The organism is Variovorax sp. OAS795, from assembly GCF_040546685.1.
In the GTDB taxonomy this organism is placed as follows: Bacteria; Pseudomonadota; Gammaproteobacteria; order Burkholderiales; family Burkholderiaceae_C; genus Variovorax.
On sequence record NZ_JBEPOH010000002.1, the window covers coordinates 752,815 to 777,594 of the forward strand.

Here is a 24,780-nt window from a genome sequence, read left to right on the forward strand (position 1 = left end):
TGAGACTCCTCGCCGCTTTATCGCGCGAGGAACGCCAGCGCGGTGGGCACGAACTCCGCGTGGAACTGGAAGATGCCGCCATGTCCCGCATCGGGGTAGATGACCAGCGTGCCGTGCGGAAGCCGGCGTGCCAGGTCGTGCGAGTTCGATGTCGGAACCATGCGGTCGTCGTCACCGTTGGCGACGAGCACGGGCTGCTCCACCACCGACAGGTCGACGGGCGCCTTCTTGCCCCAGGCCGCGAGTGCCCGCAACTGCGCCATGTAGGCGGTGATCGTGATGTCCTTGTCGCGGTGGTCCGTGCGTTCCTTCAGCCGCTGCAGGAAGGCCTTGCCCGACTCGATGCCGCCGAGCGTGCGCGTGAAGAACAGGAACTGCTTCGGATCCTGGCCCGTGAACAGGCCGCGCAGCAGGTCGTAGTTGGCGACGCGGGCCACCGTGCTGATGCCCTCGCCGCCTGCGGGGCCCGTGCCCGCGAGGATCATCCTGCGCACGAGCTGCGGCTCCTTCAGCACGATCTCCTGCGCGATCATGCCGCCCATCGAGAAGCCGAAGAGATCGACCTGCCCGAAGCCCTTCGCCTTGATGAAGGTGATGGCGTCGTCGGCCATCTCTTCCATCGCGCTGGAGGGCGATCCGCTGCTCGCGCCGACGCCGCGGTTGTCGAAGGCGATCACGTGGTGCCTGGCCGCGATACCGTCCATGATGCGCGGATCCCAGTTGTCCAGCACCGCGGCCAGGTGGACCAGGAACACCACGGGCGTGCCGCCGTTCTGCGTTCCCATCTCGCGGTAGGCGAAGTCGATGCCGCCCGCCGAGATGGATTGCGTGGGAACGTTGGCCCAGGTCACGCGCGGCGCCAGGTCCGTGGACGGTGCACGGGTCCTCGTGCCGTCGGCCGGTGCATCGGCGGCCCCGGCCGGTTGCGAAAGGGCCGATGCGGCCAACGCGAGGGCGAGCGCGGCGGCTTTGGACGAATGGCGCATTGCGCTGTCTCCGGTGGTGCGTGAACGCGTCAGGCCGTTTGCGGCAGGTAGCTGGGCCTGGGCGCGGTCATGCCGCGCCTGACCTGCTGGGTGAGCTCATCGGCCAGCACCTCGTCGGCGCCGGCTTCGAGGCCGTCGAACGCGCGCGCGACGATGTCCTCGGCGCTCGACTTGGGCACATCGAAGCCACGCGTGAGGTCGGTGTCGACATAGGCCATGTGCAGCCCCAGCACCTGGGTCTTCTGCGCCGCGAGCTCGGTGCGCAGCGCATTGGTGAGCGACCACGCGGCCGACTTGCTCGCCGAATAGGCGGCCAGCTCGCCGCCATTGACCCACGAGGCGACCGACAGCACATTGAGCAGAGCGCCGCCGCCGTTGGCCTTGAGGATCGGCGCAAAGGCCTTGCTCACGCGCAGGACCGCAAAGAAGTTGGTCTCGAAGATGCGCCGCGCCACCTCTTCGCTGTCGGCCGCGAGAAAGCCGCCGGGCTGGGCGATGCCGGCGTTGTTGACCACCAGCGTCACGTCGGTTGCCAATGCCGCGGCGGCGGCCACGTCTTCGGGATTGTTGACGTCCAGCCGAAGGGCCTGGACGCCGGCTTGCGTGATGGTGGCGGTGTCGCGTGCACCCACGTAGACCTTGCGGGCACCGCGCGCGAGCAGCTCGCGTGCGAATGCCAGGCCGATGCCGCGATTGGCGCCCGTGACCAGGGCGACGGAATTCTCGATCTTCATGGGAATCTCCAAATGGATAAAAAAGAAGGGGACCTGTACCGCTTGCCCCTATCGCACCTTGACGACCACCTTGCCCCGGGCGCGTCCCTGGGCGAGGTACTCGAGGGCTTCCTTCGCCTGCTCGAACGGAAACACCTTGTCGATCACCGGGCGGATGCGCTCGGCCGCGAGGAGTCCGCCGATCTCGGCGAGCTGGTGCCCGTCGGGGCGGGCAAAGAGAAACGAGTAGCTGACGCCGCGCTGCTTTGCGAGCCGCTTGATCTTTCGGCTCATCATCGCGAACACGAAGGTCAGGACGAAGTTCAGCCCGCGCGCCCGGGCGAACGCCGCGTCCAGCGGCCCGACCAGCGAGACCATCGCGCCGCCCGGCTTGAGGATGCCGACCGCCTTTTCCATCGCGTCGCCCCGCACCGTGCCCAGCACCGCGTCGTAGCCGCGCAGCACGTTCTCGAATTCCTGCTTCTTGTAGTCGACGATCTCGTCGGCGCCGAGGCCGCGTACCAGTTCGACGTTGCCCGTGCTGGTGGTCGTTCCGACCTTGGCGCCCAGGTGCTTGGCCAGCTGAATGGCAAACGTACCGATACCGCCGGAGCCCGCCGGGATGAACACCTGCTGGCCGGCTTGAAGTTTCAAGCGCTCCTTCAGTGCTTGCCACGAAGTGAGCCCGACCATGGGCATCGATGCGGCCTGCACGAAGTCCAGGTTGGCCGGCTTCAGCGCGGCAGCGCCTTCGGGTACCGCCGCGAACTCGGCGATCGAGCCCGCGCCCGTGTCGAAAATGCTGGCGAAGATCGCATCGCCTGGCTTGAAGCGGGTCACGCGGCTGCCGACTTCCATCACCACGCCGGCGAGGTCGCTGCCCAGCGTGGCCGGAAACTCGAACTTCACGACAGCCTTGAAGAGCCCCGTCGGGATCATGTTGTCGATCGGGTTGACGCCCGCGGCGTGCACCTGCACCAGCAGCTCGTCGGGCTCGAGGGTGGGGCGGGGTACCTCGGTGAACCCGATGTCGGGCGATTTGCCGTAGCGCTTGAAGGTGAGTGCTTTCATGTCTTTCCTTGTTCAGGGCTGGAGCGGGTGTGCGAACGGAACGGCAGCGGCGCCGCGAACGCCACCCGCTTGGTCGTGTTTCGCATGATGAGCATCATATTTATGGGCGAAGAAGAAGGGCATGGCTGCACGGCGCCGGAATCAGCGCGCGGCCAGCTGCTTCAGCGCCGCCTCGCACAGGCTGGCCGAGAGCGCGGGTTCGTCGACCGCGCGCGCCAGCACCAGCGTGCCCACCAGCGTGGCGACGGTCGCGAGTGCGCGTTCGTGGGCAGCGGGCTGCCCCCAGTCCGGCGACTGGCGAGCGACGAAATCGATCATTTCCTTGATGTGGCGCGTGGTCACGCGGCGCACTTCGGGCGCCTGGCGCGGCGTTTCGGAGCCCAGTGCCGCCAGCGGGCAACCTAGCTCCACCTGCGCCACATGCTCGGGCGAAAGGTAGGTGCGCATCATGGAAGCCAGGGCCTGTTCCGACGGCACGCTGGCCACGACGCTGGCGGTTGCGGCGGCCGTTTCGGCGCATGCACGGGCCGCGGCTTCGGCCAGCATGGCCTCGCGGGACGGAAAGTGGGCATAGAAGGCGCCGTGCGTGAGCCCGGCCTCCTTCATGATGTCGGCCACACCCGTGCCGTCATAGCCGCTGCGGCGGATCGCCCGCGCGGCCGCGGAGACGATGCGCTCATGCGACGCTTCCTTGGCGGCTGTCCTAGCGTTGTGCTTTGCGTTTCGCATGATGCGTATCATATGTGTTTGCAGAACGCATGTCAAGCACCGCGGCCGCTGCCGATCCGGATCGCCGCTCCGTGCGTCACAGGAGGTCCTCGTCCACCACCAGCGACAGCAGCGACCAGCGCAGGCGCTGCGGCCAGCTCGTTTCCGGCTCGCGGCGCAGCACCCGGCGCTGCCCGTCGCGCAGGAAGCTCCATTGCAGGCCGCCGCCGTCCGGCGCGGCGCTCACGGCAAAGCTCGCGGGCATGCGCACGCGCTGGATCAGGTCGGCCAGCTCGGCGGCGAGCGCGGGGCTGTCGACGATCAGGCCGAGCTCGGTGTTGCAGTGCGCGGAGCGCCGGTCCATGTTCATCGAGCCCACGTAGAACCAGCGCCGGTCGATCACTGCCAGCTTGGCGTGCAGCCGGCCGAGAGAGCCTCGCGCGCTTTCGGTGCCGCTCCAGGCGGGATGCGGTTCGCTGGCGGGCATGAGCTCATAGAGCGCGGCGCCCATCTGCAGCAGGGCGCCGCGGTAGCGTGCATAGCCGTGGTGCACCAGCGGCTCGTCGGTGGTGGCGAGCGAGTTGGTCATCACCGCCACGCGCGCACCGCCGCGGCTCGCATCGGCCAGCGCTTCGATCATGCGGGGCATGGGGACGAAGTAGGGCGAGACGACGAGCACCTCGGCGCGCGCCGTCCTGAAAAGGTCGAGGTTCGCGGCCATCACCGGGCCCATTGCCGGGCCTTCACGGCGCAGCGTTCCTTCGGGCTCGTCGGGGCTGCCGCCGGCATCGTCGACCGCAGCGCCTTGCATGGCGGCGTCGGCCACCACGCGCACTTTCGCGGGCACCAGGTCGACCCGCCCCTGCGCGATTTGCGCGCCGACCGGGCCACGTCCCAGCGCATCGCGCTCGTCGGCCGGCGGCAGCACGGGGCCGAGCTCGCTCAGCACCGCGGCGAAGCGCTCGCGCGCACCGGCCGCCGTGCCGCCGCCCGATGCGATGGCCTCGAACGGGTAGGAGAGGGGCCCGTTCCAGAAGGCGTCGAAGCTCGCCGACAGCGCGCGCACCGCGGGCCCGGCCACGAGCGCGTCCATGTCGATGAAGTTGGCCGGCTTGCTGCGCCCGAAGTACGCGTCCGCGATGTTGCGCCCGCCGGTGATCGCGAAGCTGTTGTCGGCAATGAAGAGCTTGTTGTGCATGCGCCGGTTCACGCGGCCGATCTCGTGCAGCGACAGCAGCACGCGCGTGCGAAGGCCGCCGCTGCGCACGGGCAGGGGGTTGAACACGCGCACCTGCACGTTGCCGTGCGTGGCCAGGCCGGCCAGCATCGGGTCGTCTCCGCCGGTGTACAGGTCGTCCACCAGCAGGCGCACGCGCACGCCGCGCGCGGCCGCATCGCGCAGCGCGCGCAGGAACTGCCGCCCCGAGGCGTCGTCGGCCACCACGTAGTACTGCGCATCGAGCGTGTGGCGCGCGGCCTGCGCGAGCGCGATGCGTGCATCGAAGGCCTGGTCGCCGCCCGGCAGCAGGCGCACGCCGGAGATCTCGGTGGCTTCGCCCGCCGCACCTTCCATGTCCGGCAGCGACGCCGCGGCAATGCGTGCAAGCGCGCTGTCTTCCACGTCGGTGCGCGCATGCGATGCGATGCGGTGCACCTCGCCCGGCAGCGCGGCGCAGCCCGCCAGCAGCGAGAGCAGCGCCAAGGCCGCGGCGCACAGCACGCGGGCGAGCTCCATGTGATGCAGCGCGGCGATGCAGAACCGGCACGCAAGCGGTTCGCATGCGGCACGCCATGCGGCAAGAGACGGTGGGGTGTTCATGGCGGTCCTCGGTGCATCGGATGCAAAGTGGCGATCGATGCAGGCAGTCTTCCGCGCGGCGTCCGCCGCAACAATTGAACGCAGCGCCTAGGTCGCCGCCGCTCCGCGACCGAGGGCACGGCCTAGTCCCGCGGCAGGGTGCGGGTGGCCGTCGGACTAGGCCTTTGGTGTAGGTGCGGGCGCTCGCTTATTGGGGGCCTTTGCGCTAACCTGCATCCAGCACGGGGAGGGTCAACGTAGACGAGAGGCCTGTATGAAGGTTCTGCTGGTCGATGACCACGAGATCGTCTGGAACGGCACGCGCCTGCTGCTGGAGCGCATGGCCGCCGAGATCGAACCCGGCCGCCCGTTCCACTTCGAAGCCGTGCGGGACGCCGAACAGGCCTGCCAGCTGGACGCCGCCGGCATCGACCTGCTGCTGCTCGACTACCACCTGCCCCAGCTCTCCGGCGTGGCCGCGCTCAAGGCCGTGAAGGCGCACTTCGAGGCCACGCCCGTGTGCATGCAGTCGGCCGAGAGCTCGCCGCAGCGCGTGCGCGAGGTCATCGAGGCCGGCGCGGCCGGCTTCATTCCCAAGTCGTACCGGCTCGAGGACATGGAGGCGGCGCTGCGCGTGGTGCTGCGCCACCGGGTCTACCTGCCGGCCGAGTTCGTGCTGGCCGACGACGTGACCCGCGCGCGCGACGCCGACGAACTGCCGCGCGAAGACCTCGCCCGCTTCCTTCGCGTCGAGCTCTCTCCGCGCCAACGCCAGGTGCTGGCGCTGGCCATCCGCGGCATGCCGGCCAAGCTGATCGCGCGCCAGCTGCTGATTGCCGAGGGCACGGTGAAGGTGCACCTGTCGATGGTCTACCGGGCGCTGGGCGCGCGCAACCGCACCGACGCCCTGTGCCGCGTCTTCGACGCGCAGGCGGCATGGGCGCTCGAGGCCACCTAGCATGGCCGCCGCGCGCGACGAGCTCGACGAACGGCGCCTGCAGGTGGTTGCGGAGCAGGCCGTGGGCCTGCGCTGGCAGATCCTGCTCACCGCCGTGGTGGTGGCGGCCATCGTGTGGCGCGACGTTCCGGCGCCCTGGGTGCTCGGCTGGTTCGCGGCCGTGATCGCCAGCCGCGAGTGGCGCGCCGCGGCGCTCGCGCGCATGGCCGCCGACCGCACCCGCCCCATCGGCGAGCGGCTGCGCGCCACCGTGAACTGGAACGTGCTGATCGGCGCCTGCAACGGCTCGGCGGCGCTGTTCATGGTGCAGCTCGACCCGACGCTCGATGCCGTCCTGACGATGATCCTGGTGTCGTGGGGTGCGGGCGCGGTGTCCACCAGCGCCACCGTGATGCCCGCTTTCCTGGTCTACGCGGGCCTGCTCTTCGTGCCCACCGCAGCCATGTGGCTGCTGGCCGGCGGCTGGCTCGGCTGGGGCGTGGGCGCGCTGGTGCTGATGTTCTTCGGCGTGCAGACGCGCTTCGCGCGGCGCAACCTCGCGACCTTCGAGGAGTCGTTCGGCATCCGCGCCGAGAACCAGGCGCTGGCCCAGTCGCTGGAGTTCGAGCGCGCGCAGCTGGCCATCGCGCGCGACCAGGCGGTGAGCGCCAACAACGACAAGAGCCGCTTCCTGGCCGGCGCCAGCCACGACCTGCGCCAGCCGCTGCAGGCAATGGCGCTCAACGTGGGCGCGCTGCGGCACGTGGCGATGGCGCCCGATGCGCGCGCGATCGTCGAGGTGGTCGACAGCAGCCTGGAGCAGCTGCGCGCCATGCTCGACGCGCTGCTCGATGTCTCCAAGCTCGATGCCGGCGTGGTCGTTGCCCAGCCCCAGCGCGTGCGGATCGACCGGCTGCTGACCGCCGTGGTGGCGAGCTTCGGCGCGGCGGCGTCGGCGCGCGATGTCGGGCTGCGCGCGGACTGTCCGCCGGGCCTGGAAGTGCAGACCGACCCCGACCTGCTGCGCCGCATGCTGGCCAACCTCGTGGACAACGCGATCAAGTTCTCGCCCACGGGTGGGCAGGTCGAAGTGCAGGTCTGCGTGCGCGATGCCCCCGGCGCATCGACGGGCGAGGTCGAGCTGACCGTGCAGGACCGCGGCCCCGGCATCGCGCCCGAGAACCATCGCCTCGTGTTCGAGGACCTGGTGCAGCTCCAGGCGGTGGGCGCCGCCGCTGCGCATGCCGCGGGGCACGGCCTCGGCCTGGGCATCGTGCGGCGCATGGCCGAACTGCTGGGCGTGCCGGTCGAGCTCGAGTCCAGCCTCGGTGCGGGTGCCTGCTTCCGCCTGCGGCTGCCGCGCGCCATGCCGGACGCCGGCGCACCCGAAGGTGAGCGCGGCGGCGCGCCCTGGAGCCTGGCCGGGCGCTGCGTGCTGGTGCTGGAGGACGACCCGATGGTGCGCGGCGCCTACCTCAACGCGCTCGGGGCGATGGGCTGCCGCGTGCTGTCCGCCGCCACGCTCGACGAGGCGCTGGCGCAGGTCGGGGAGCCCGACGCGGTGGTGGTCGACTGCCGGCTCGGCGGCGGCGTCTCGGGCTTCGAAGCCGCCGAGCGGCTGCGCGGGCAGCGCCGCGCATCGCCCGCACTGCCCGCACTGCCGATCGTCATGGTCACCGCCGACACCGGCCCGGCCGTGGTCGAGGCCGCGCGGCGCCAGGCGCTGCCGCTGCTGCGCAAGCCGGTCGACGACCGGGGGCTCGGCCGCGCGCTGGCCGCAGCCATCGAAGGTTCCTGAAAAATCCGCGAGCCATCGCGCGAGGAGTCGAACATGAACGACGGCGATCGCCTGCTCTCCGAAGGGGCCGAGGTGCTGGTGCGGGAGATCCTTGCGGCACCGCCCGATGCGCTGCACTGCGAGGTGCTGGTCATCGGCAGCGGCTACGGCGGCGCGGTGGCGGCCGCGCGGCTCGCGGGCGCGCAAGCCGCGGACGGCGCGACGGCCAGGGTCTACCTGCTGGAGCGCGGCAGCGAATACCTGCCGGGCGAATTTCCCGCCACCTTCGCGGAGCTGCCGGGCCATGTGCGCTTCAGCATGCAGGACGGCCGCCCCGCGCGCGGCAATGCTTCCGGGCTGTTCGACCTGCGCCTGGGCGGCGAGGTGAATGCGCTAGTGGGCAACGGGCTGGGCGGCGGCTCGCTCATCAACGCGGCGGTGATGGAGCGCGCCACGGCCGATGCCTTCGCGGCCGGCGCGTGGCCCGCGGGCCTGGACCTCGCGGCGCTGGCGCCGGGCTACGTCCAGGCCGAGGCCATGCTGGCGCTGGAGCAGATCCCCGAGAGCGTCTCCAAGCTCGATTCCCTGATGAGGGCCGGCGAGCGGCTGCCCGGCGCCTCGCGCGGCAAGGCCCATGTCGCGATCGCCTTCGCCGACGGCACGCGCACCCCGGCGCAGGTGGCGATGCACCGGTGCCTGCGCTGCGGCGATTGCGTGAGCGGCTGCAACCACCGCGCCAAGAAATCGCTGGACACCAACTACCTGGCGCTGGCCCGTGCAGAGGGTGCGCGGCTGTTCACCGGCGGCACCGCGCATCGCATCGCGGCCCTCCCGGCAGGCGCCGGCTATGCGGTCGAGTTCTTCTTCACCGACCGCCGCAAGGCACGCACCGACAACGCGAGGCCCTACGTGGTGCGCGCCCGGCAGGTCGTGGTGGCCGCCGGCACGCTCGGTTCCACCGAACTGCTGCTGCGCTCCAGGGATGCGGGACTGCCCGTCTCGCAGGCGCTCGGCCAGGGCTTTTCGGCCAACGGCGACATGATCGCGGTGGCGGCCGGGCAGGACGCCGAAGCGCTGTCCTGCGCAACCGAGGGCGAGGCGCCGGCGCAGCGCGGCATCGGGCCGACCATCACCGGGCTGCTGCGCACGCGCGCAGAAAAAGAAGGGCGCCCGCTGGTGATCGAGGAGTTCGCCATTCCCGCGCCGTTGCGCCGCCTGCTGGCCGAGGTGGTCGCCACCACCGGCGCGCTGCATGCGCTCGCGGACACGGACCTCGACCTGCATGCGCCCGACGAGGCGCGCGACCCGCTGGCCCTGGACGACGCGATGCTGCGCCGCACGCCGGTCTACGGAATGATGGGCGACGACGGCGCCGCCGGCCGCATCGAGCTGGCCGGCGATGGCGGCCGCGAGGCGCTGCTGGCCGATGCACGGGTGCGCGTCGCGTGGCACAAGGCTGCGGCCCTTCCGGTGTTCGCGGCCCAGATGCGTGCGTTGCATGCGGTGCACGACGGCGAAGGCGGCCTCGGCGGACGCGTGCTGCCCAGCCCGCTGTGGAATCCGCTGCCGCCTTTTCGCAGCCTCTCGGGCCTGCTGGATGCGCCGGGCTCGGTGCTTACGGTGCATCCGCTCGGCGGCTGCCGCATGGCCGACACCCCCGCGCAGGGCGTGGTCGACAGTTGGGGCCGCGTGTTCGACGGCGCGTCCGCTTCGCCGTCGCTGTTGCCGGGGCTCGCGGTGCTCGACGGTTCGATCGTGCCGGTCTCGCTCGGCATCAATCCCTCGCTCACCATCGCCGCGCTGGCCGAGCGCGCGGTGCCGATGCTGGCCGCGCAGTGGGGCCTGGCGCTGGCCGCAGCGTCGCAGCCGCCGCCGTCGGAACGGCCGCTGCGCCGCGACCTGAGCCTGCCTCGCGCGCCCGCGCCCACGCGAATCTCGCTGCGCGAGCGCATGACGGGCCGCGTGCAGATCGACGGCCAGGCCTTCGCGCTGAGCGCCGAGGTGGCGTTCGAGCCCGTCGACGTGCCGGCCCTGCGTGCCACGCCGCGCGCGCTGGCCCAGCCGCTGGTGCGCCTGCGCTTCGGCGAGGGCGACGGTGCGCCCGTCGCGTATTGCAGCGGCACCGCCTCGATGCTGGTGCGCGAGAAGAGCGACAGCATCGAGCGCATCCTGCGCAGCCATGCGCTGGCGCGAAGGAAGCTGCTGGCGCTCGCGAAGGTGTTGATCGCTTCACGCGCGCCCGCGGCGACCGCGGTCGACGGCAACGACGAAGGTGAGGACGGCGTGGCCTTCGACGGCCCGGTCATGGCCGACCTGCTGGCGCTGTGCTCGCACCTCGGCCAGGCGCGGCTGATCGAATACGACTGGACCGTGGAGCGCGTCGAGCACGGTGCGCCGCTGAAGGTGGGCGACCGGCTGCGGCTCACCAAGCGCATCGCCTTCGTCGAGGGCGGCAACCCGTGGCGCCAGCTCAGCGAGGGCGAGCTGCGCCAGGTCGACGCGCAAGGGACGAAGCCGCTCGGCCGGATGGTGCTGGACCCTTCGTATTTCGTGGAGCAGCTGCAGCCGCTCCTGCGCGTCGAGCACCAGCAGGACATGCCCAACCAGCTCGGCGACCTTGCGGAGCTCGCGCTCTGGGTGCTGCGCATGGTGCTGCAGATCCACCTGCTGAGCTTCGTGCCGCCGCCCGATTCGCCGCTGCACGACTGGGAGCGCCTGCCTGGCGAGGTGAATGGCGTGCAGCCGGAGCCGGTCGACATCGCAGCCGTGGCTGGCACGCCCGGCACGCCGCCGCGGCTGCTGTCGCGCTACCGCCCGCCGGTGCGCCGCGCGGGCACGCGGCCGGTGATGCTGATCCACGGCTACGGCGCGAGCGGTTCCACCTTCGCGCACAGGAGCATTCCCGGCAACCTGGTGCACACGCTGCTTGAGGCCGGGCGCGAGGTCTGGCTGCTCGACCTGCGCACCAGCATCGGCTTTGCATGCCCGCCGCGTGCCTACTGGTCGTTCGACGAAGTGGCCGAGGCCGACATTCCCGACGCCTTGCGCACCGTGCAGGCGGCGTATCCCATGCCGGCCGGTGCGGCACCGGTCCAGGTCGACGTGGTGGCGCATTGCATCGGCGCCGCCATGTTCAGTGCGGCGGTGCTGCGCCTGCCGGGCCTGCATGCGTCCATCGGCGCGGTGGTGCTGTCGCAGGTCGGGCCGCTGCTGCGCGCCACGGCCTTCAACCGGTTCCGCGGCTATGTGGCGGGCTACCTGCAGCAGTTCATCGGCGTGGACGAGTTCGACACGCGCCCCGCGCTCACGCCCATGAAGCGCCTGCTCGTCGACGGCCTGCTGGCGACCTTTCCCTATGCCGACGACGACGGCGAAGCCGCGCGCCTGCGCAGCGCGCCGGGCTTTGCAGCTGTGCGGCACCGGGCCGATGCGATCTTCGGCCAGACCATGCGGCTGCACAACATCGGCAAGGACACGCTCGATGCGCTCGATTCGATCTACGGCTTCGTCAAGCTGCGGGGCCTCGCGCAGGTCGGCCACTATGCGCGCGAAGAGGTGCTGACCGACGCCGGGGGCCAGGCCCACGCCGTGGGCTTCGAGCAGCTCGGCGAGCGCTTCGGCTTTCCGGTCTTCATGCTGCATGGGCAGCGCAACGCGGTGTTCGACTGGCGCGGCTCGTACGAGAGCTTCTGGCTGCTCAAGCGCGTGTTCGGCAAGGATGGCGGGCTGTCGCGGGAACCGCCGGCGCTGCCGGATCCGTCGGACCCTTCGAGGCCCTCCGGCGGCGACCTGTTCCTGGGTGAAGGCACGCCGCACCAGCTGCTGGTGCTCGGCGCCTACGGGCACCAGGACACGCTGATCGGCGAGAAGGCCTGCACCGACGTGTTCCCGCACATCGTGCGCTTCCTCGAAGTCTTCGACAAGAAGCCCGGCGCCGGCAGGCCGGTGCCGCCCGACTGGCTGGCCCGCCTGCCGTGGACCGGCCCCTGGCTCGGCCATGCGAGCCGTTCGGGCGGCAACGCGGGACGGCTGCATTGCCGCCTGGCGCTGCGCGCGCCGCCGGCCCATGTGTCGGCGCGCGCCGTGGTGTTCGTGCCCGCTTGGCGCCGCGCGGGGCGCTGGTGCTTCGACTACCCGTGGATGGTGGGCCTTGCGACCACGCGCGAGACGCTGCAGCAGGAGGCGCTGGAGATCGACCTCTTCGACGACCGGCTCGCCGAGTACCAGGGCTTTGCGGTGCTGACCGTGCACGACGACCTGCCGGTGGCGCGCGGGCCCGTCGAAGTGCTGGGCCGCAGGCTCGCCGCCGGGCTGTTCGCGGCGCCGCAGGACGAGCCCATCGAGCCGGTCCGCGTCGAGGTGATGCGAACGCTGGACGCGGCCACCGACGCGCAGCGCGAGCGCGCCGTGGTGCGCCTCGATCCGGCATGGACCGGCGCCGTGCAGCTCGAGGGCGAGCCGGCGCAGGCCTCGCTGTGCTTCGCGCTGGCGAGCTGCCAGTACGTGCCGGGCCTGGTCGATCGCGTGCCCGCGCAGGCTTCGTACCGGCGGCTGGCTCAGCGGCTCGAACTGCTCGCGCCACCGCACAGGCCGCAATTGCTGGTACTGGCCGGCGACCAGGTGTATGTCGACCAGACGGCGGGGCTCTTCGTGCCGGCCGGCGGCGACGACGTGGGCCAGGCCTATGCGCTCACCTTCAGGCTGGAGGCGCTGCGCCAGGTGATGGCGTCGCTGCCGACCTATCCGCTGCTCGACGACCACGAGGTGATGGACGACTGGACGCCGGGGCCCGACCCCTACGCAACGCCGGGGGTGCGCGCCGCGCTCGACGGCTACTTCGCGCAGCAGCACAAGCTGGTGCACGGCGCCGCGGCGCACCGCGACCAGCGGCCCTTCGACTACCGCATCGCGCCGGCCGGCTTCCCGTTCTGCATGCTCGACACGCGCAGCATGCGGCAGGCCCGGACGCTGCGCGCCGACGCGCCAGCGGCGAGCGCCGCCACGCCGCTCGCCCAGGCGGCGATCCGCGCCGGGGCCGGCATGGGCGATCTCGCGAAGTGGCTGGTGGCCGCGCCCGCCGGCTTGCCCAAGTTCATCGTCTCGCCCGTGGCGCTGTTCCCGATGCCGCGCGCCGCCGTGTTCGGCGACCCGTCGGAACGCCTGGGGCTCGACGACTGGAGCGGGTACCCGGCCTCGCAGCGTGCACTGCTCGAACTGCTGCGCGACACCAGTGCGCGCCATGTCGTGGTGCTCTCGGGCGACCGGCACATGTCGAGCGTTTCGAGCCTCTGGCTGCAGTCGGCATCGGGGCCGGTGGAGGTGATCTCGGTCGTGTCCTCGGGCCTGTATGCGCCCTGGCCCTTCGTCAATGCGCGGCCCGACGCGTTCTGGCTCGACGGCGAAGTCGAGCTCGGGACCGTGCCCGGTGCCTTCCGCGCCACCATGGCCACCGCAGCCGTGGGCACCGGCAACGGCTTCGCGATGCTGCAGGTGGCGCGCGGCGCGGGCGGTCACTGGCGCATCGGCGTCACGCTGGACCTGGACGAGGGACTCACGCAGTGCGAGCGCGACCTCGATCCCGCGGGCGGCAACGGCTGGACGGTGGAAGGTCCGGCGCGCTTCGCGCGCGCCTAGCGCCGGACCTGCCGGACCTGCCTCGGTCCTCAGTCGCCGGGGATGTGCGGCGGGCGCAGTTCCACGGCCTTGGTCGACTTCTTGCGCAGCCGGATGTTGAGCATCTCCACGCCCAGCGAGAACGCCATCGCGAAGTACACATAACCCTTCGGCACGTGATGTCCGAAGCCTTCGGCGACCAGCACCACGCCCACCACCACCAGGAAGGCCAGCGCGAGCATCTTGATGGTCGGATGGTTCGAGACGAAGCGCCCGATCGGTCCGGCGAACAGCATCATGAGAAAGACCGACACGATCACCGCGGCGATCATGACGCGCACGTCGTCCACCATGCCCACGGCCGTGATGATCGAGTCCAGCGAGAACACCAGGTCGATCACCATGATCTGCAGGATGACGGAGGCGAAGGTGGCCGTGACCGGATTGGCCTTCTGCTCGTGCCCGCCTTCCAGCGACTGGTGGACCTCGCTCGTGCTCTTCCAGATCAGGAACAGCCCGCCCAGGATGAGGATCAGGTCCCGGCCCGAGATGTCCTTGCCCAGCACCGAGAAGAGCGGAGACACCAGGCCGACGATCCAGGCGAGCACCAGCAGCAGACCGATGCGCATGAACATGGCCATGAACAGGCCGACGCGGCGCGCGAGTTCGCGCCTGGCGGGCGGCAGCTTGTCGACCAGGATCGAGATGAAGATGATGTTGTCGATGCCCAGCACGAGCTCGAGCGCAGTGAGCGTTGCAAAGGCGATCCAGACCTGGGGGTCCGTCAGGAGTTCAAGCATCGATTTCCTTTTCAGTGCGTTGGGCGTACGCCAACAGTCTAGGGCAGCGGGGCGGGCGGCAAGAGCGCTTTCGCGAACGATTCCGCCAGGCAATCGACGAACACCCGGATGCGCGAGGAGAGCTGGTGCCGCTGCGCATACACGGCATGGATGTCGGCATTGGGCGTGCGGTACTGCGGCAGCACCTGGACCAGCCGGCCGCTCGCGAGATAGCGCGCGACGTCCCACTCCGCGCGCATCACGATGCCGTGCCCGTCGAGCGCCCAGCGCACCGCGATCTCTCCGTCGTTGGTGGTCAGCGCGCCGCGCACCTTGATGCTCTCGGTGTGTTCGCGGCGGCCCTTTCCGCTCGACAGCCGCCAGACGCCGTAGGCATCGTTGCCCTGGCGGATCCCGATGCAGTCGTGGCGCGCCAGGTCGCTCGGCACCACCGGCATGCCGCGCTGGGCCAGGTACCTGGGCGAGGCGCACAGCAGCCGCCGGTTGGGCGCCAGGCGCCTGGCGATCACCCGCGCATCCGGCGGTTCTCCGAAGCGCACGCAGACGTCGAAGGCATCGTCGGTGAGCGGCGGCGGATCGGCCGAGAGCTGCAGCTGCACCTCCACGTCGGGGCACAGGCGGCTGTAGCGCGAGATCACGGGCGCCACGTGCATCCGGCCGAACCCCAGCGTGGCATTCACGCGCAGCAGGCCCTTCGGCGAGCCCCTGCCCTTGGCCAGCAGCTGGTCGAGGTCGTCGAGCTCGCCGAGGATGCGGCGCGCATGTTCGAGGAACACCTCGCCCTCCGGCGTGAGGCTCATGCGGCGCGTGGTGCGGTTGACCAGCGTCGTGCGCAGCCGCTGCTCCATCTGGGACAGCCGCTTGCTCACGGCCGGCGTGGACACGCCCAGGTTGCGGGCCGCGGCGCTCAGGCTGCCGCCGGTCGCAATCTGCACGAAGAAGCCCAGTTCGGAGGGCTGGATGCCTGGGTTCATGGTCGCTTGATTGTTGACTTGCAGTTAAGGATGGATTCACTTTAACTGCGCGGCGCCCTCGGGTGCAACCGACAGAATCGGCCTCATCGAACCAAGGACCCAACCCCCATGAAGACGTACAAGATCGCAACCATTCCCGGCGACGGCATCGGCAAGGAAGTGGTGCCCGCCGGCCGGCAGGTGCTCGAAGCGCTGGCCCAGGCCGAACGCAGTTTCAGCTTCGAGTTCGAGAACTTCGACTGGGGCGGCGACTACTTTCGCGCGCACGGCGTGATGATGCCCGCAGGCGGCCTCGATGCGCTGCGCGACAAGGACGCGATCCTGTTCGGCTCGGCGGGCGATCCGCACATTCCCGACCACATCACGCTCTGGGGCTTGCGCCTCAAGATCTGCCAGGGCTTCGACCAGTACGCCAACGTGCGTCCGACGCGCATCCTGCCCGGCATCGACGGGCCGCTGAAGCGCTGCGGGCCGGACGACCTGAACTGGGTGATCGTGCGCGAGAACTCCGAAGGCGAGTACGCCGGTGTCGGCGGCCGCGTGCACCAGGGCCACCCGATCGAAGCCGCCACCGACGTCTCGATGATGACGCGCGCCGGCGTGGAACGCATCATGCGCTTCGCCTTCCGCCTCGCACAGTCGCGCCCCCGCAAGCTCCTGACCGTCATCACCAAGAGCAATGCGCAGCGCCACGCCATGGTGATGTGGGACGAGATCGCGCTGCAGATCTCCAAGGAGTTCCCGGACGTGACCTGGGACAAGGAACTGGTCGATGCATCCACCGCGCGGATGATCAACAAGCCCGCGTCGCTCGACACCATCGTCGCGACCAACCTGCATGCGGACATCCTCAGCGACCTGGCCGCCGCGCTCGCGGGCAGCCTGGGCATCGCGCCGACCGGCAACATCGATCCCGAGCGGCGCTATCCCTCGATGTTCGAGCCGATCCACGGCTCGGCCTTCGACATCATGGGCCAGGGCCTGGCCAATCCGGTCGGCACCTTCTGGTCGGTCGTGATGATGCTGGAGCACCTCGGCGAATCCGAGGCCGCGCAGCGCGTCATGAAGGCCGTCGAAGCCGTCACGGCCGACCCGGCGCTCCACACGCGGGACCTCGGCGGCACCGCCACCACCGCGCAGGTCACGCAGGCCGTGTGCGCGCAGCTCGCATAGCAGTTCCTGCGGCAGACCGAACAAGTACGGCGCAGACCGCCAACCCGGAGACAAGACATCATGAAGATCCAACGATTCGCCATCGGGCGACGCGCCCTCGCGGCCACCGCCGTTGCGGCACTCGGCCTGTGCGCCGCACCCTGGTCGGCGGCGCAGGAGCCGTGGCCGTCCAAGCCGATCAGCCTGGTCGTGCCGTTCCCTTCGGGCGGCACCACCGACGTGCTGGCCCGCGCACTCGCCGATGCGCTGTCCAGGAGCCTGGGCCAGCCCGTGATCGTGGAAAGCAAGCCGGGCGCCGGTGCCACGCTCGGCGCCGACTACGTCGCCAAGGCCAGGCCCGATGGACACACGCTGCTGATGGGCGCGGTGCATCACACCATCGCCACCAGCGTCTACAAGAAGCTGCCGTACGACTTCCAGAAGGACCTGGCGCCGATCACCACGGTGGCGATGGTGCCCAACGTGCTGGTGGTCAATGCAACGCTCACGCCGGCCAGGTCGGTCGCCGAGCTGGTCGCACTCGCCAAGTCATCGTCCAGGGAGCTGGCCTACGGCTCCAACGGCAACGGCACGGCGCAGCACCTGATCGGCACGCAGTTCCAGGCCAGCACCGGCGTCAACCTGCTGCACGTGCCCTACAAGGGCAGCGGCCCGCTGACCACCGACCTGCTCGGCGGCCAGGTGGCCATGTCCTTCGACACCATCACGCCGGTGCTGCAGCACATCAAGGGCGGCAAACTGCGCGCGCTGGCCGTCACCACGGCCAAGCGCTCCGCCGTGCTGCCCGATGTGCCTACGCTCGAAGAGGCCGGGCTCAAGGGCTTCGACATCGGCACCTGGTTCGGCGTGCTGGCGCCCGCCGGAACGCCGAAGGAAATCGTCGCGAAGCTCAACGCCGAGATGGCCAGGATCATCAGGTCGCCCGAGTTCGGCGAGCGGATGCGCGCGATCGGCGCCGATCCGATCGGCGACAGCCCGGCCGACATGGCGGCCCGCATCCGCGAAGAAACCACCAAGTTCGCCAAGCTCGTGAAAGACGGCAAGGTCACGATCGAATGAACCGGGGCCACCTGGCCATCGACGGGTCAGTGCGCGTGGGATTCCGCCGCCTTCGGTTCCGGAACGATCACCGAGACCGTTTCGCTGCCGAGGATCTTGTGGCTGGGGTCGGCAAGCTCGATCAGCATCTTGTGCAGCCCGGGCTTGAGGCCGACCACGATGATCGGGTCGCCGCTCGTGTGGGCCCAGGTGCCGGGCCGGTCGTCGACCGTCACGTGCAGGTGGCCGACCCGCGGCGACACCTCGACGGCCGCCTTGCCGAACACCGGGATGATGCGCAGGTTCTCGGTCCGGTACTGAACGATGACGACGCCGCGCGCCAGCGGTTCGGCCAGCGGCGGATACACGACGAGCTTCGCGGGCGCCTCCGAGGCGACCGGAATCACCGCCGCGGGGCGGGCGGGATCGGTGGCGGCCTCTGCCCACGATGCGGCGCAGAAGAGGGCGAGGGCGCTGGCGGCGGCGAGCGGTCTCAGGAGGTTCGGGAGGGAGGGCACTGTGTTTCCTTGATGCGGATGGGCGATGTCCGGATCTTGGGCGCGCCAGGGCCGTCGCGACGCACAAGGCGTATGCCTGTGTATCCACGCTGGAAACCGACACAGTACGTTTCGCTTCCGCCGGCTGGCGGTAGCGGCGCGAGGCGCTCCTACAGCGGCAGCTCCAGCGTTTCCCATGCGCGCAGCATGCCGACCTGCCGCCGCAGGTAGTCGGTCGGAATGGCCTGGGAGCCCCAGACCGGAATGCGCCCCGCGTACTCGCCGAGCAGCCAGAACTGCCGCACCGCCATGAAGCGCGCGATGGCGGCAAGGTCGACGTCCGCGACGGGCCGCGCTTCGCGATAGGCTGAAACGAAGTGCCGCCACTGCGTCGTCACCTTGTCGCTCGGCGGCACGTCCGGTGCGCGCGGATACAGGCTCCAGGGATAAACCGCGAGCTCGTAGGCGAGATAGCCCGGGCCGATCTCGTCGAAGTCGAAGAACACCGCCTCCCGCTTTCCCCCGGGACCCGGCACCACGAAGTTGTTGCTCCCGTGCGCATCGCCGTGGCACAGCACCTGGGCGAGTTCGCCCAGCGCCAGGATGCCGTCGTGCAGGCGCTGTCCCAGGTCCGCGAACTGCGTGCGCAGCTCCGCGGTCATGGTCGGCGCGCGCAAGAGCCCCTGCAGCGGCTTCATCAAGAGGTAGTCCAGGTCCAGGCGATAGATGCTGCCCGTTCCCTGCAAGCTTTGGCCGGCCGCGTGCAGTGCGGCCAGGCCGTGCGCCAGGGCCTCGATGTCCTCGGCCGAATCGCCGGTGGCCTCGCCATCCAGGTACTCGAACAGCATCAGCGCACGGCGGCCTTCGGGCAGCATGGCGTGTATCGCCACTTCGCCGTCGGCAGCCGGCAGGCAGCGGGCGACGCGGCACCCGAGCGCTGCCCAGTGCTCCAGCGCCGCGGCCTCGAACGATGCATTGGGGCCGCCGCGCGGACGCTCGGCACAGAGGCGTGCCACCACCTGCCGGCCGCTGGCAAAACGCAGCCTGTAGACCTGGTTGAAGCTGCGCCGCAGGAACTCGCTCTCGATCACTTCTCCGAGGTTGTAGTGCGACTGCACCAGCATCGCGATGCTGGCCGCGGTCGGCGTGGATTGCGCGATCTCGAATTCCATGGAGTCTCGAAGGAAAACACCGAGTCTATGCTGCGTGCGCAGCGCACCAAGGAGACCCGGCATGCGGCACATGTTCAATGTATTCGGCCAGGTCATGGCCATCGAGAGAGCCGATGACCGGTGGCACGCGTTGGGGGTGCCTTGCGCTCCCACGCGTCGCGGCCTTTCACATCAAGCGCAGCCCTCGGGCGAATTGCATCGAGGTCTTCACGAGCTTGGGCATCTCGCCCATCTTCGCGATTTCTGCCAGCCCGTCCTCGGTGATGCGCATCACCGTCGCCATCCGCGACGCGGCATAGGGGTCGGTCGGCTTGAGAGGCGCGATCTCCGCCTCGATCAGGCCCGTGGCGACGAGCACCGAGACATTGCGGATTTCTTCGGGCTGCACGACCCGCACGGGCAGCGGGGTGTGCTGCAACCTCATCAGGAACAAGAGCGGCATTCGATCTCCCATTTGCCGGCGCTGTTCAGTCAAGGAAAGCCGGCCCCTTTCTGTCGTCGAAATGTAGGCTGAAGCAAGTGTTCTGTGTACCTGGCCAGCCGACATAGAACGACGGTACTGTCAAGGGCATCGGACCCTATTGATGAGTCGAAACGTTGCTAGCGCAGGAACATGTAGAGCAGAACGCCCACTGCGGCAACGCCGGACGCACGGGAAAAGAGCATGACCATCGGTCTTTTCGCCACGATGACGAACAGGCCCACTCCCATGAATGCCAAGCCCGGAAGGGCGCCTCTTGGTCCGCTCCACGAGAGCAGAAAGGCAAAAATTACCGTGCCTGCAACCAGCAACGGAACCGCGACGAACACGATCCAGAGCCAGCGGGGGCCGGTGTCGGGCTCTCCCCTCGCTCGTTCGGCAGCTTCCGAATCGACGTGGAGGCCGCAAACCGGGCAAACAAGCAATCCGCCGGGAATCGAAGCGGAACACTGGGGGCAGCAAGATTTCATGGGTTCCTTGCACATGCTGTGCGAAGTGATCCGTTCGAAAGCCGAGTGGCGGACTCGACCGGTTCGGCGCTGTCCATCGAGGCCGGTGGACGCGAGCTGGTGGTCCGCGCAGAGAGTGCTGATGGCTTTTCGATGATGCCAAAATCCGGCCCGGGCTTCGGATCGAGGGCATGACATATTCCCGTTCTCCCTCGGTTTCAATGAGCGCTGCAACGGTTCAATAAAGGTACCCCCCATGCTGCCCTCCCTCCTCATGCTCGCCCTGAGCCTTGCCGCTGCGAACGGCGCGGCCGCGCAAACAGCTGAAGCGAAGCCTGCGGACACGGCCGCCCAGGCAGCGCCGGTGACCACCTATGCCCGCATCGCGTCTTTCAAGGAAGAAGCGGACGGCAAGCTCTACGTGCGCCTCAAGCTGCTGCCCCGCGCCAAGCTGCCCTTCACGGTCCAGGCCTTCAGGGTGCGCGACCGTGCATTGGTCGCAGACATTGCCGAAGGCGCGTGGGTGAGGTTCACCGCGAAGCACATCGATGGCGAGAACACGTTGACGTCGATTCGCGTGGCGCCGGAGTGCAAGCGCTTCGAGAAGTGCGACTGAGGCGGCGCGCCCGCGGCTTCATTCCAGGCCGAGGATGGCCCGGTTCCGCGACGCGATGATGTCCGCGGTCTTCGGCGTTGCGCCCGGGCCGGGTTCGAGGCGCACGTCGTGCAGGCCGAGCTTGCGCTTGCCCGCGCGCAGGGCCACGGGTTCCACGGGCTGGCCGGTGGCGTGCTCGACCAGTTGCAGCGGCGCCTTGTGGCCGCACCACTGGTCGCCCCACTGCATCAAGGCCATGAGCGCGGGGTAGAGGGCCTCGCCCTTTTCCGTCAACCGGTATTCGTTGCGGCGCTCGCTGCCTTCGGCCAGCACCTTCTCCAGCACGCCGTGCGCCACGAGGCTGTTCAGCCGCGCGGTGAGCACATTGCGCGCGATGCCCAGGCGACGCTGGAAGTCGTCGAAGCGCGTGGTGCCCAGCGTGCACTCGCGCACGATGAGCAGGCTCCACCACTCGCCGACTTCGTCGAGCGCACGCGCGATCGAGCAGTTCATGCCGTCAAAGGTCTTTCTGTACATGGGGCTATTCTAGCCACGTAAGTTGCGTGACGCAACTTAAGAGAATAGAGTCCAAGTTTCGTCACGCAACTATCTTGTCTTCATCGCCCGACCGAGGTTGGGTCTTTTTTGTGGAGTTCCCCATGGACAAACGCCTCCTCGTTCTGGCCTCCGGCATGTTTGCGATCGGCACCGACAGCTTCGTCGTGGCCGGCGTGCTGGGCCAGGTGTCTGCCTCGCTCGGCGTGTCCGTCGCATTGGCCGGACAGATGGTCACCCTCTATGCACTGAGTTATGCGCTGCTCTCGCCGGTCGTCGCGGCAACGGCCGCGCACTGGCCGCGCAAGCGGCTGCTGCTCGCGGGCCTCGCCGTCTTCGTGGTCGGCAACGTGATCACCGCGGTGGCGCCGAGCATCGAACTGGTGCTGGCCAGCCGCCTGGTGGCCGGCCTGGGCGCGGCGATGTTCAGCCCCACCGCCACCGCCGCGGGGGCCTCGCTGGTACCGCCCGAGCAGCGCGGCCGCGCGCTCGCCATCGTGATCGCCGGGCTGTCGAGCGCCACCGCGCTGGGCGCGCCGCTGGGCACCTTCATCGGAGGCTGGCTCGACTGGCGTGCAACGATGTGGTTCGTCGCCATCGTCGGCACGATCGCCGCGGCCGGCGTCGCATGGCGCCTGCCGAACATCCCCAACCTGCCGGCCGTGAGCCTCGCGCGCCGGCTGGCACCGCTGGGCGATGCGCGCGTGCTGCTCACGCTGCTGACCACCTGGCTGGTGTATGCGGGCCTCTTTCTCGTCTACACCTACATCGGTTCGAGCTTCGACCGCGCAACGGGCGGCGATGCGCGCGTGCTGGCCGGCCTGCTGCTGCTGTGGGGCGTGGCCGCGACGGTCGGCAACCTGGCCGCGGGACGGCTGACCGACCGCTTCGGCAGCCGGCGCATCATCAATGTGGCGATCGCGCTGGCCGCGCTCGATTTCGCGCTGCTGCCCTGGAGCTCCGCCTCGCTCGCGACCGCGGTGCCGGCGCTGATCGTCTGGGGCGTGTGCGGCTGGGGCGTGCTGGTGCCGCAGCAGCACCGGCTGATCGGCATCACGCCCGCTGCGGCGCCGTTGCTGCTGGGGCTGAATTCGGCCGCGCTCTACGTGGGCGTGTCGGTCTCGGGGCTTGCCGGCGGCGCGGCGCTCGCGTTGATCGGCAGCCACTACCTCGGCCTTGCCGGCGCGGTGTTCATCGCGGCGGCGCTGTTCGTGGCCGAGTGGGCGCACCGGCGCATCGTGCGAACGGAGCGCGAACCTGCGGCCGTCGCGGCCGCCGTCTCCGGGACGGCACGCTGATCCGAAGTGCGCGTGCCGGCCGACAGTGCGTGCGCCGGCGGCTGACGCGTGCATCGGCAAAAACCTACGCAAGAAACCAAAGTCCTCGCCTTCAATGGCCCCGACGTCGAGAGGGGATCGAGGCGTGCCGTACGCCTCGCCGCCGGCGGATCAGGAGACAGCCATGCGTACCCGGAACGAGAAGAAGAACGAAGTGGCAAGCCATAGCGATCGCGACGCCGATCCCGATGGCGGCATCGACCCCCACCCAGGCCTGACCGGCACCACCCGACGCTCGCTGCTGCGCAGCGCGGTGCTGTTCGCGATGTTCTCGGGCGGCGGCATCGGCCTGACCGCCTGCGGGGGAGGTGGCGGCGGTGGCGGAGGCGGGGGCTTCGGAGGCGGCATCGGTGGAGGCGGCGGTGGCGGCACCCCTCCGCCCGACGGTTCCAACACGGTGTTCAAGCATGGCATCGCGAGCGGCGATCCGCTCTCGGACCGTGTGATCCTCTGGACCCGCGTGTCGGTGGCCGCGCCCGGCACCCTCAACGTCGACTGGGAAGTGGCGAGCGACGAACGCTTCGGCATCATCGTCGCGCGCGGCACGGCGAGCACCGGCCCCGAGCGCGACTACACGGTCAAGGTCGACGTCGCCGGCCTGCAGCCGGCCAGCACGTATTTCTATCGCTTTGCCGTGGGCAGCGAGAACTCTCCCATCGGCCGCACCAAGACGCTGCCGGTGGGGGGCGTGTCGCAAGCCAAACTGGCGCTGGTGTCGTGCTCCAACTTCCCGAGCGGCTACTTCAACGTCTATGCCGACATCGCCAAGCGCACCGACATCGACGTGGTGCTGCACCTGGGCGACTACATCTACGAGTACGGCCGCATCGGGTATGCGTCGCAGCTCGCCATTGCGATCGACCGCGAGTCCAACCCCGACCACGAGATTCTCACGCTCGCCGACTACCGCCTGCGCCATGCGCAGTACCGCACCGATGCCGACCTGCGCGCGCTGCACGCGAGGCTGCCGATGATCGCCGTATGGGACGACCACGACGTGGCCGACAACGCATGGTCGGGTGGCGCCTCCAACCACGACGAGTCCACCGAAGGCAGCTATGCCGCACGCCGCGCCGCGGCCGTGCAGGCCTACCACGAGTGGCTGCCGACGCGGCTGCCCGACCCGGCCGACCCGCTGCGCATCTACCGGTCGTTCGACTTCGGCACGCTCGCCTCTATGCACATGCTCGACACCCGGCTGATCGGGCGCGACAGGCAGGTCGATCTCGACCAGTACCTGGCCGGCGAGGCGGCGGCTTCCACGCGGCAGCTGTTGGGCCAGCCGCAGGTGGACTGGCTGTCCGGGCACATGGCCGCCTCGGCCGGCACATGGCAGGTGCTTGGCCAGCAGGTGCTCATGATGCGCATGCACATTCCCCTGAGCGTCGCGGCCAACTTCAGTCTCGAGACGCTGGGCGACTACCTGGCGGCGCAGGCGCTGCCGGAGTCGGCGCGCAGTGAAAGCCAGCGCGCCCTGCTCGCACAGCGCAAGGTGCCCTACAACCTCGACGCGTGGGACGGCTACCCGGCCGCGCGCGACGCGGTGCTGGCCATGGCGCGCAGCCAGGGCAAGAACCTGATCTCGCTGGCCGGCGACACGCACAACGCCTGGGCCGGCAACCTCACCGACACATCGGGCCAGCGCGTGGGGGTGGAATTCGGCACTTCTTCGGTGTCTTCCCCCGGCTTCGAGCGCGCGCTGCCGCTGATCGCCCACGACCTCTTGTCCGACGGCTTCAAGCGCATGGTCGACGACCTGCGCTACGCCGAGACCAGCAAGCGCGGCTATGCCGTGCTGACGCTCACGACGGCCGAAGCGCGCTGCGAATACATCGAGGTCAGCACGGTGTTCAGCCGCGACTATTCGGTGCGGCTGGCCGCCACGCTGCGCGTGCTGCCGGGCGCCGGCAACCTGCAGGTGCTCGCCACCTGAGCCTCGGCGGCGCCGCCCGGCGCCGCGGCCTTGCCAGCTGCGCCCGGCCATGCAACGGCATGGCCGGGCGCTCGTGCGCCAGCCTCCGATCCGCTTCGATCCTGCCCCGGCCACGCTGCGCCGGGCGCGCCAGCGCGTGCGCCGGAACCTCGGCAATCCTCTCGCGACGGAGC

Annotated in this window: 20 protein-coding genes; 8 read left to right on the plus strand and 12 right to left on the minus strand. The window is 69.8% G+C overall.

Going from position 1 to position 24,780, the window contains the following annotated elements:
• Window positions 1-17: 17 nt before the first annotated feature.
• The 5 genes from ABID97_RS29170 to ABID97_RS29190 form a co-directional block, all read right to left on the minus strand.
• Window positions 18-986 carry an alpha/beta fold hydrolase gene (locus ABID97_RS29170; RefSeq protein ID WP_354402977.1) on the minus strand — a complete coding sequence of 323 codons (969 nt, stop codon included), beginning with the start codon at window positions 984-986 and terminating at the stop codon, window positions 18-20.
• 29 nt (window positions 987-1,015) lie between these two features.
• Window positions 1,016-1,720 carry an SDR family oxidoreductase gene (locus tag ABID97_RS29175; protein ID WP_354402978.1) on the minus strand — a complete coding sequence of 235 codons (705 nt, stop codon included), beginning with the start codon at window positions 1,718-1,720 and terminating at the stop codon, window positions 1,016-1,018.
• Between the two features lie 48 nt (window positions 1,721-1,768).
• Window positions 1,769-2,770 (minus strand): NADP-dependent oxidoreductase, encoded by a 1,002-nt coding sequence (locus ABID97_RS29180; protein ID WP_354402979.1) that lies wholly within the window; start codon window positions 2,768-2,770, stop codon window positions 1,769-1,771.
• Window positions 2,771-2,911: 141 nt separating this feature from the next.
• The gene (locus tag ABID97_RS29185) at window positions 2,912-3,511 is read right to left on the minus strand and encodes a TetR/AcrR family transcriptional regulator (RefSeq protein ID WP_354402980.1); all 600 of its coding nucleotides are present in this window, start codon (window positions 3,509-3,511) and stop codon (window positions 2,912-2,914) included.
• A gap of 64 nt (window positions 3,512-3,575) precedes the next feature.
• Window positions 3,576-5,297: a phospholipase D-like domain-containing protein gene (locus tag ABID97_RS29190; RefSeq protein ID WP_354402981.1), complete on the minus strand. Its 1,722-nt coding sequence runs from the start codon at window positions 5,295-5,297 to the stop codon at window positions 3,576-3,578.
• Between the two features lie 253 nt (window positions 5,298-5,550).
• On the opposite strand from ABID97_RS29190, the gene ABID97_RS29195 reads away from it, so the two are divergent.
• Genes ABID97_RS29195 through ABID97_RS29205 form a run of 3 tightly spaced genes read left to right on the plus strand, consistent with a single transcriptional unit; the run spans window position 5,551 to window position 13,624 of the window.
• Complete coding sequence (locus tag ABID97_RS29195) at window positions 5,551-6,234, plus strand: response regulator (RefSeq protein ID WP_354402982.1); 684 nt, start codon at window positions 5,551-5,553, stop codon at window positions 6,232-6,234.
• Window position 6,235: 1 nt separating this feature from the next.
• Window positions 6,236-8,011, plus strand: a complete 1,776-nt coding sequence (locus ABID97_RS29200) for a hybrid sensor histidine kinase/response regulator (RefSeq protein WP_354402983.1) — start codon at window positions 6,236-6,238, stop codon at window positions 8,009-8,011.
• Between the two features lie 33 nt (window positions 8,012-8,044).
• Window positions 8,045-13,624 carry an alkaline phosphatase D family protein gene (locus tag ABID97_RS29205; RefSeq protein ID WP_354402984.1) on the plus strand — a complete coding sequence of 1,860 codons (5,580 nt, stop codon included), beginning with the start codon at window positions 8,045-8,047 and terminating at the stop codon, window positions 13,622-13,624.
• 29 nt (window positions 13,625-13,653) lie between these two features.
• On the opposite strand, the gene ABID97_RS29210 is transcribed toward ABID97_RS29205, so the two are convergent.
• Together ABID97_RS29210 and ABID97_RS29215 are read right to left on the minus strand one after the other, a co-directional pair.
• Window positions 13,654-14,403 carry a TerC family protein gene (locus ABID97_RS29210; protein WP_354402985.1) on the minus strand — a complete coding sequence of 250 codons (750 nt, stop codon included), beginning with the start codon at window positions 14,401-14,403 and terminating at the stop codon, window positions 13,654-13,656.
• Between the two features lie 38 nt (window positions 14,404-14,441).
• Complete coding sequence (locus ABID97_RS29215; protein ID WP_354402986.1) at window positions 14,442-15,377, minus strand: LysR family transcriptional regulator; 936 nt, start codon at window positions 15,375-15,377, stop codon at window positions 14,442-14,444.
• Window positions 15,378-15,485: 108 nt separating this feature from the next.
• Here ABID97_RS29215 and ABID97_RS29220 point away from each other — a divergent pair, with 108 nt between their 5' ends.
• Window positions 15,486-16,550 (plus strand): tartrate dehydrogenase, encoded by a 1,065-nt coding sequence (locus ABID97_RS29220; protein WP_354402987.1) that lies wholly within the window; start codon window positions 15,486-15,488, stop codon window positions 16,548-16,550.
• Between the two features lie 60 nt (window positions 16,551-16,610).
• Window positions 16,611-17,609 (plus strand): tripartite tricarboxylate transporter substrate binding protein, encoded by a 999-nt coding sequence (locus tag ABID97_RS29225; protein WP_354402988.1) that lies wholly within the window; start codon window positions 16,611-16,613, stop codon window positions 17,607-17,609.
• Between the two features lie 26 nt (window positions 17,610-17,635).
• On the opposite strand, the gene ABID97_RS29230 is transcribed toward ABID97_RS29225, so the two are convergent.
• From ABID97_RS29230 to ABID97_RS29245, 4 genes are all read right to left on the minus strand, one after another.
• Window positions 17,636-18,106, minus strand: a complete 471-nt coding sequence (locus tag ABID97_RS29230; protein ID WP_354402989.1) for a DUF6130 family protein — start codon at window positions 18,104-18,106, stop codon at window positions 17,636-17,638.
• 149 nt (window positions 18,107-18,255) lie between these two features.
• Entirely contained in the window at window positions 18,256-19,257 is a 1,002-nt protein-coding gene (locus ABID97_RS29235) for a phosphotransferase enzyme family protein (protein WP_354402990.1), read from the minus strand.
• A gap of 166 nt (window positions 19,258-19,423) precedes the next feature.
• Window positions 19,424-19,699, minus strand: coding sequence for a hypothetical protein (locus ABID97_RS29240; protein ID WP_354402991.1), 276 nt, complete (start codon window positions 19,697-19,699; stop codon window positions 19,424-19,426).
• A gap of 158 nt (window positions 19,700-19,857) precedes the next feature.
• On the minus strand, window positions 19,858-20,223 hold the full coding sequence (locus tag ABID97_RS29245) for a hypothetical protein (RefSeq protein ID WP_354402993.1): 366 nt from the start codon (window positions 20,221-20,223) through the stop codon (window positions 19,858-19,860).
• Window positions 20,224-20,443: 220 nt separating this feature from the next.
• Here ABID97_RS29245 and ABID97_RS29250 point away from each other — a divergent pair, with 220 nt between their 5' ends.
• Window positions 20,444-20,803: a hypothetical protein gene (locus ABID97_RS29250; protein ID WP_354402995.1), complete on the plus strand. Its 360-nt coding sequence runs from the start codon at window positions 20,444-20,446 to the stop codon at window positions 20,801-20,803.
• An 18-nt stretch (window positions 20,804-20,821) separates the two neighbouring features.
• Here ABID97_RS29250 and ABID97_RS29255 read toward each other — a convergent pair whose 3' ends face one another.
• The gene (locus ABID97_RS29255; protein WP_354402996.1) at window positions 20,822-21,319 is read right to left on the minus strand and encodes a winged helix-turn-helix transcriptional regulator; all 498 of its coding nucleotides are present in this window, start codon (window positions 21,317-21,319) and stop codon (window positions 20,822-20,824) included.
• A gap of 122 nt (window positions 21,320-21,441) precedes the next feature.
• Here ABID97_RS29255 and ABID97_RS29260 point away from each other — a divergent pair, with 122 nt between their 5' ends.
• Both ABID97_RS29260 and ABID97_RS29265 read left to right on the plus strand, forming a co-directional pair.
• On the plus strand, window positions 21,442-22,635 hold the full coding sequence (locus tag ABID97_RS29260) for an MFS transporter (RefSeq protein WP_354402998.1): 1,194 nt from the start codon (window positions 21,442-21,444) through the stop codon (window positions 22,633-22,635).
• A 163-nt stretch (window positions 22,636-22,798) separates the two neighbouring features.
• Entirely contained in the window at window positions 22,799-24,607 is a 1,809-nt protein-coding gene (locus tag ABID97_RS29265) for an alkaline phosphatase D family protein (RefSeq protein ID WP_354402999.1), read from the plus strand.
• Window positions 24,608-24,780 lie beyond the last annotated feature (173 nt).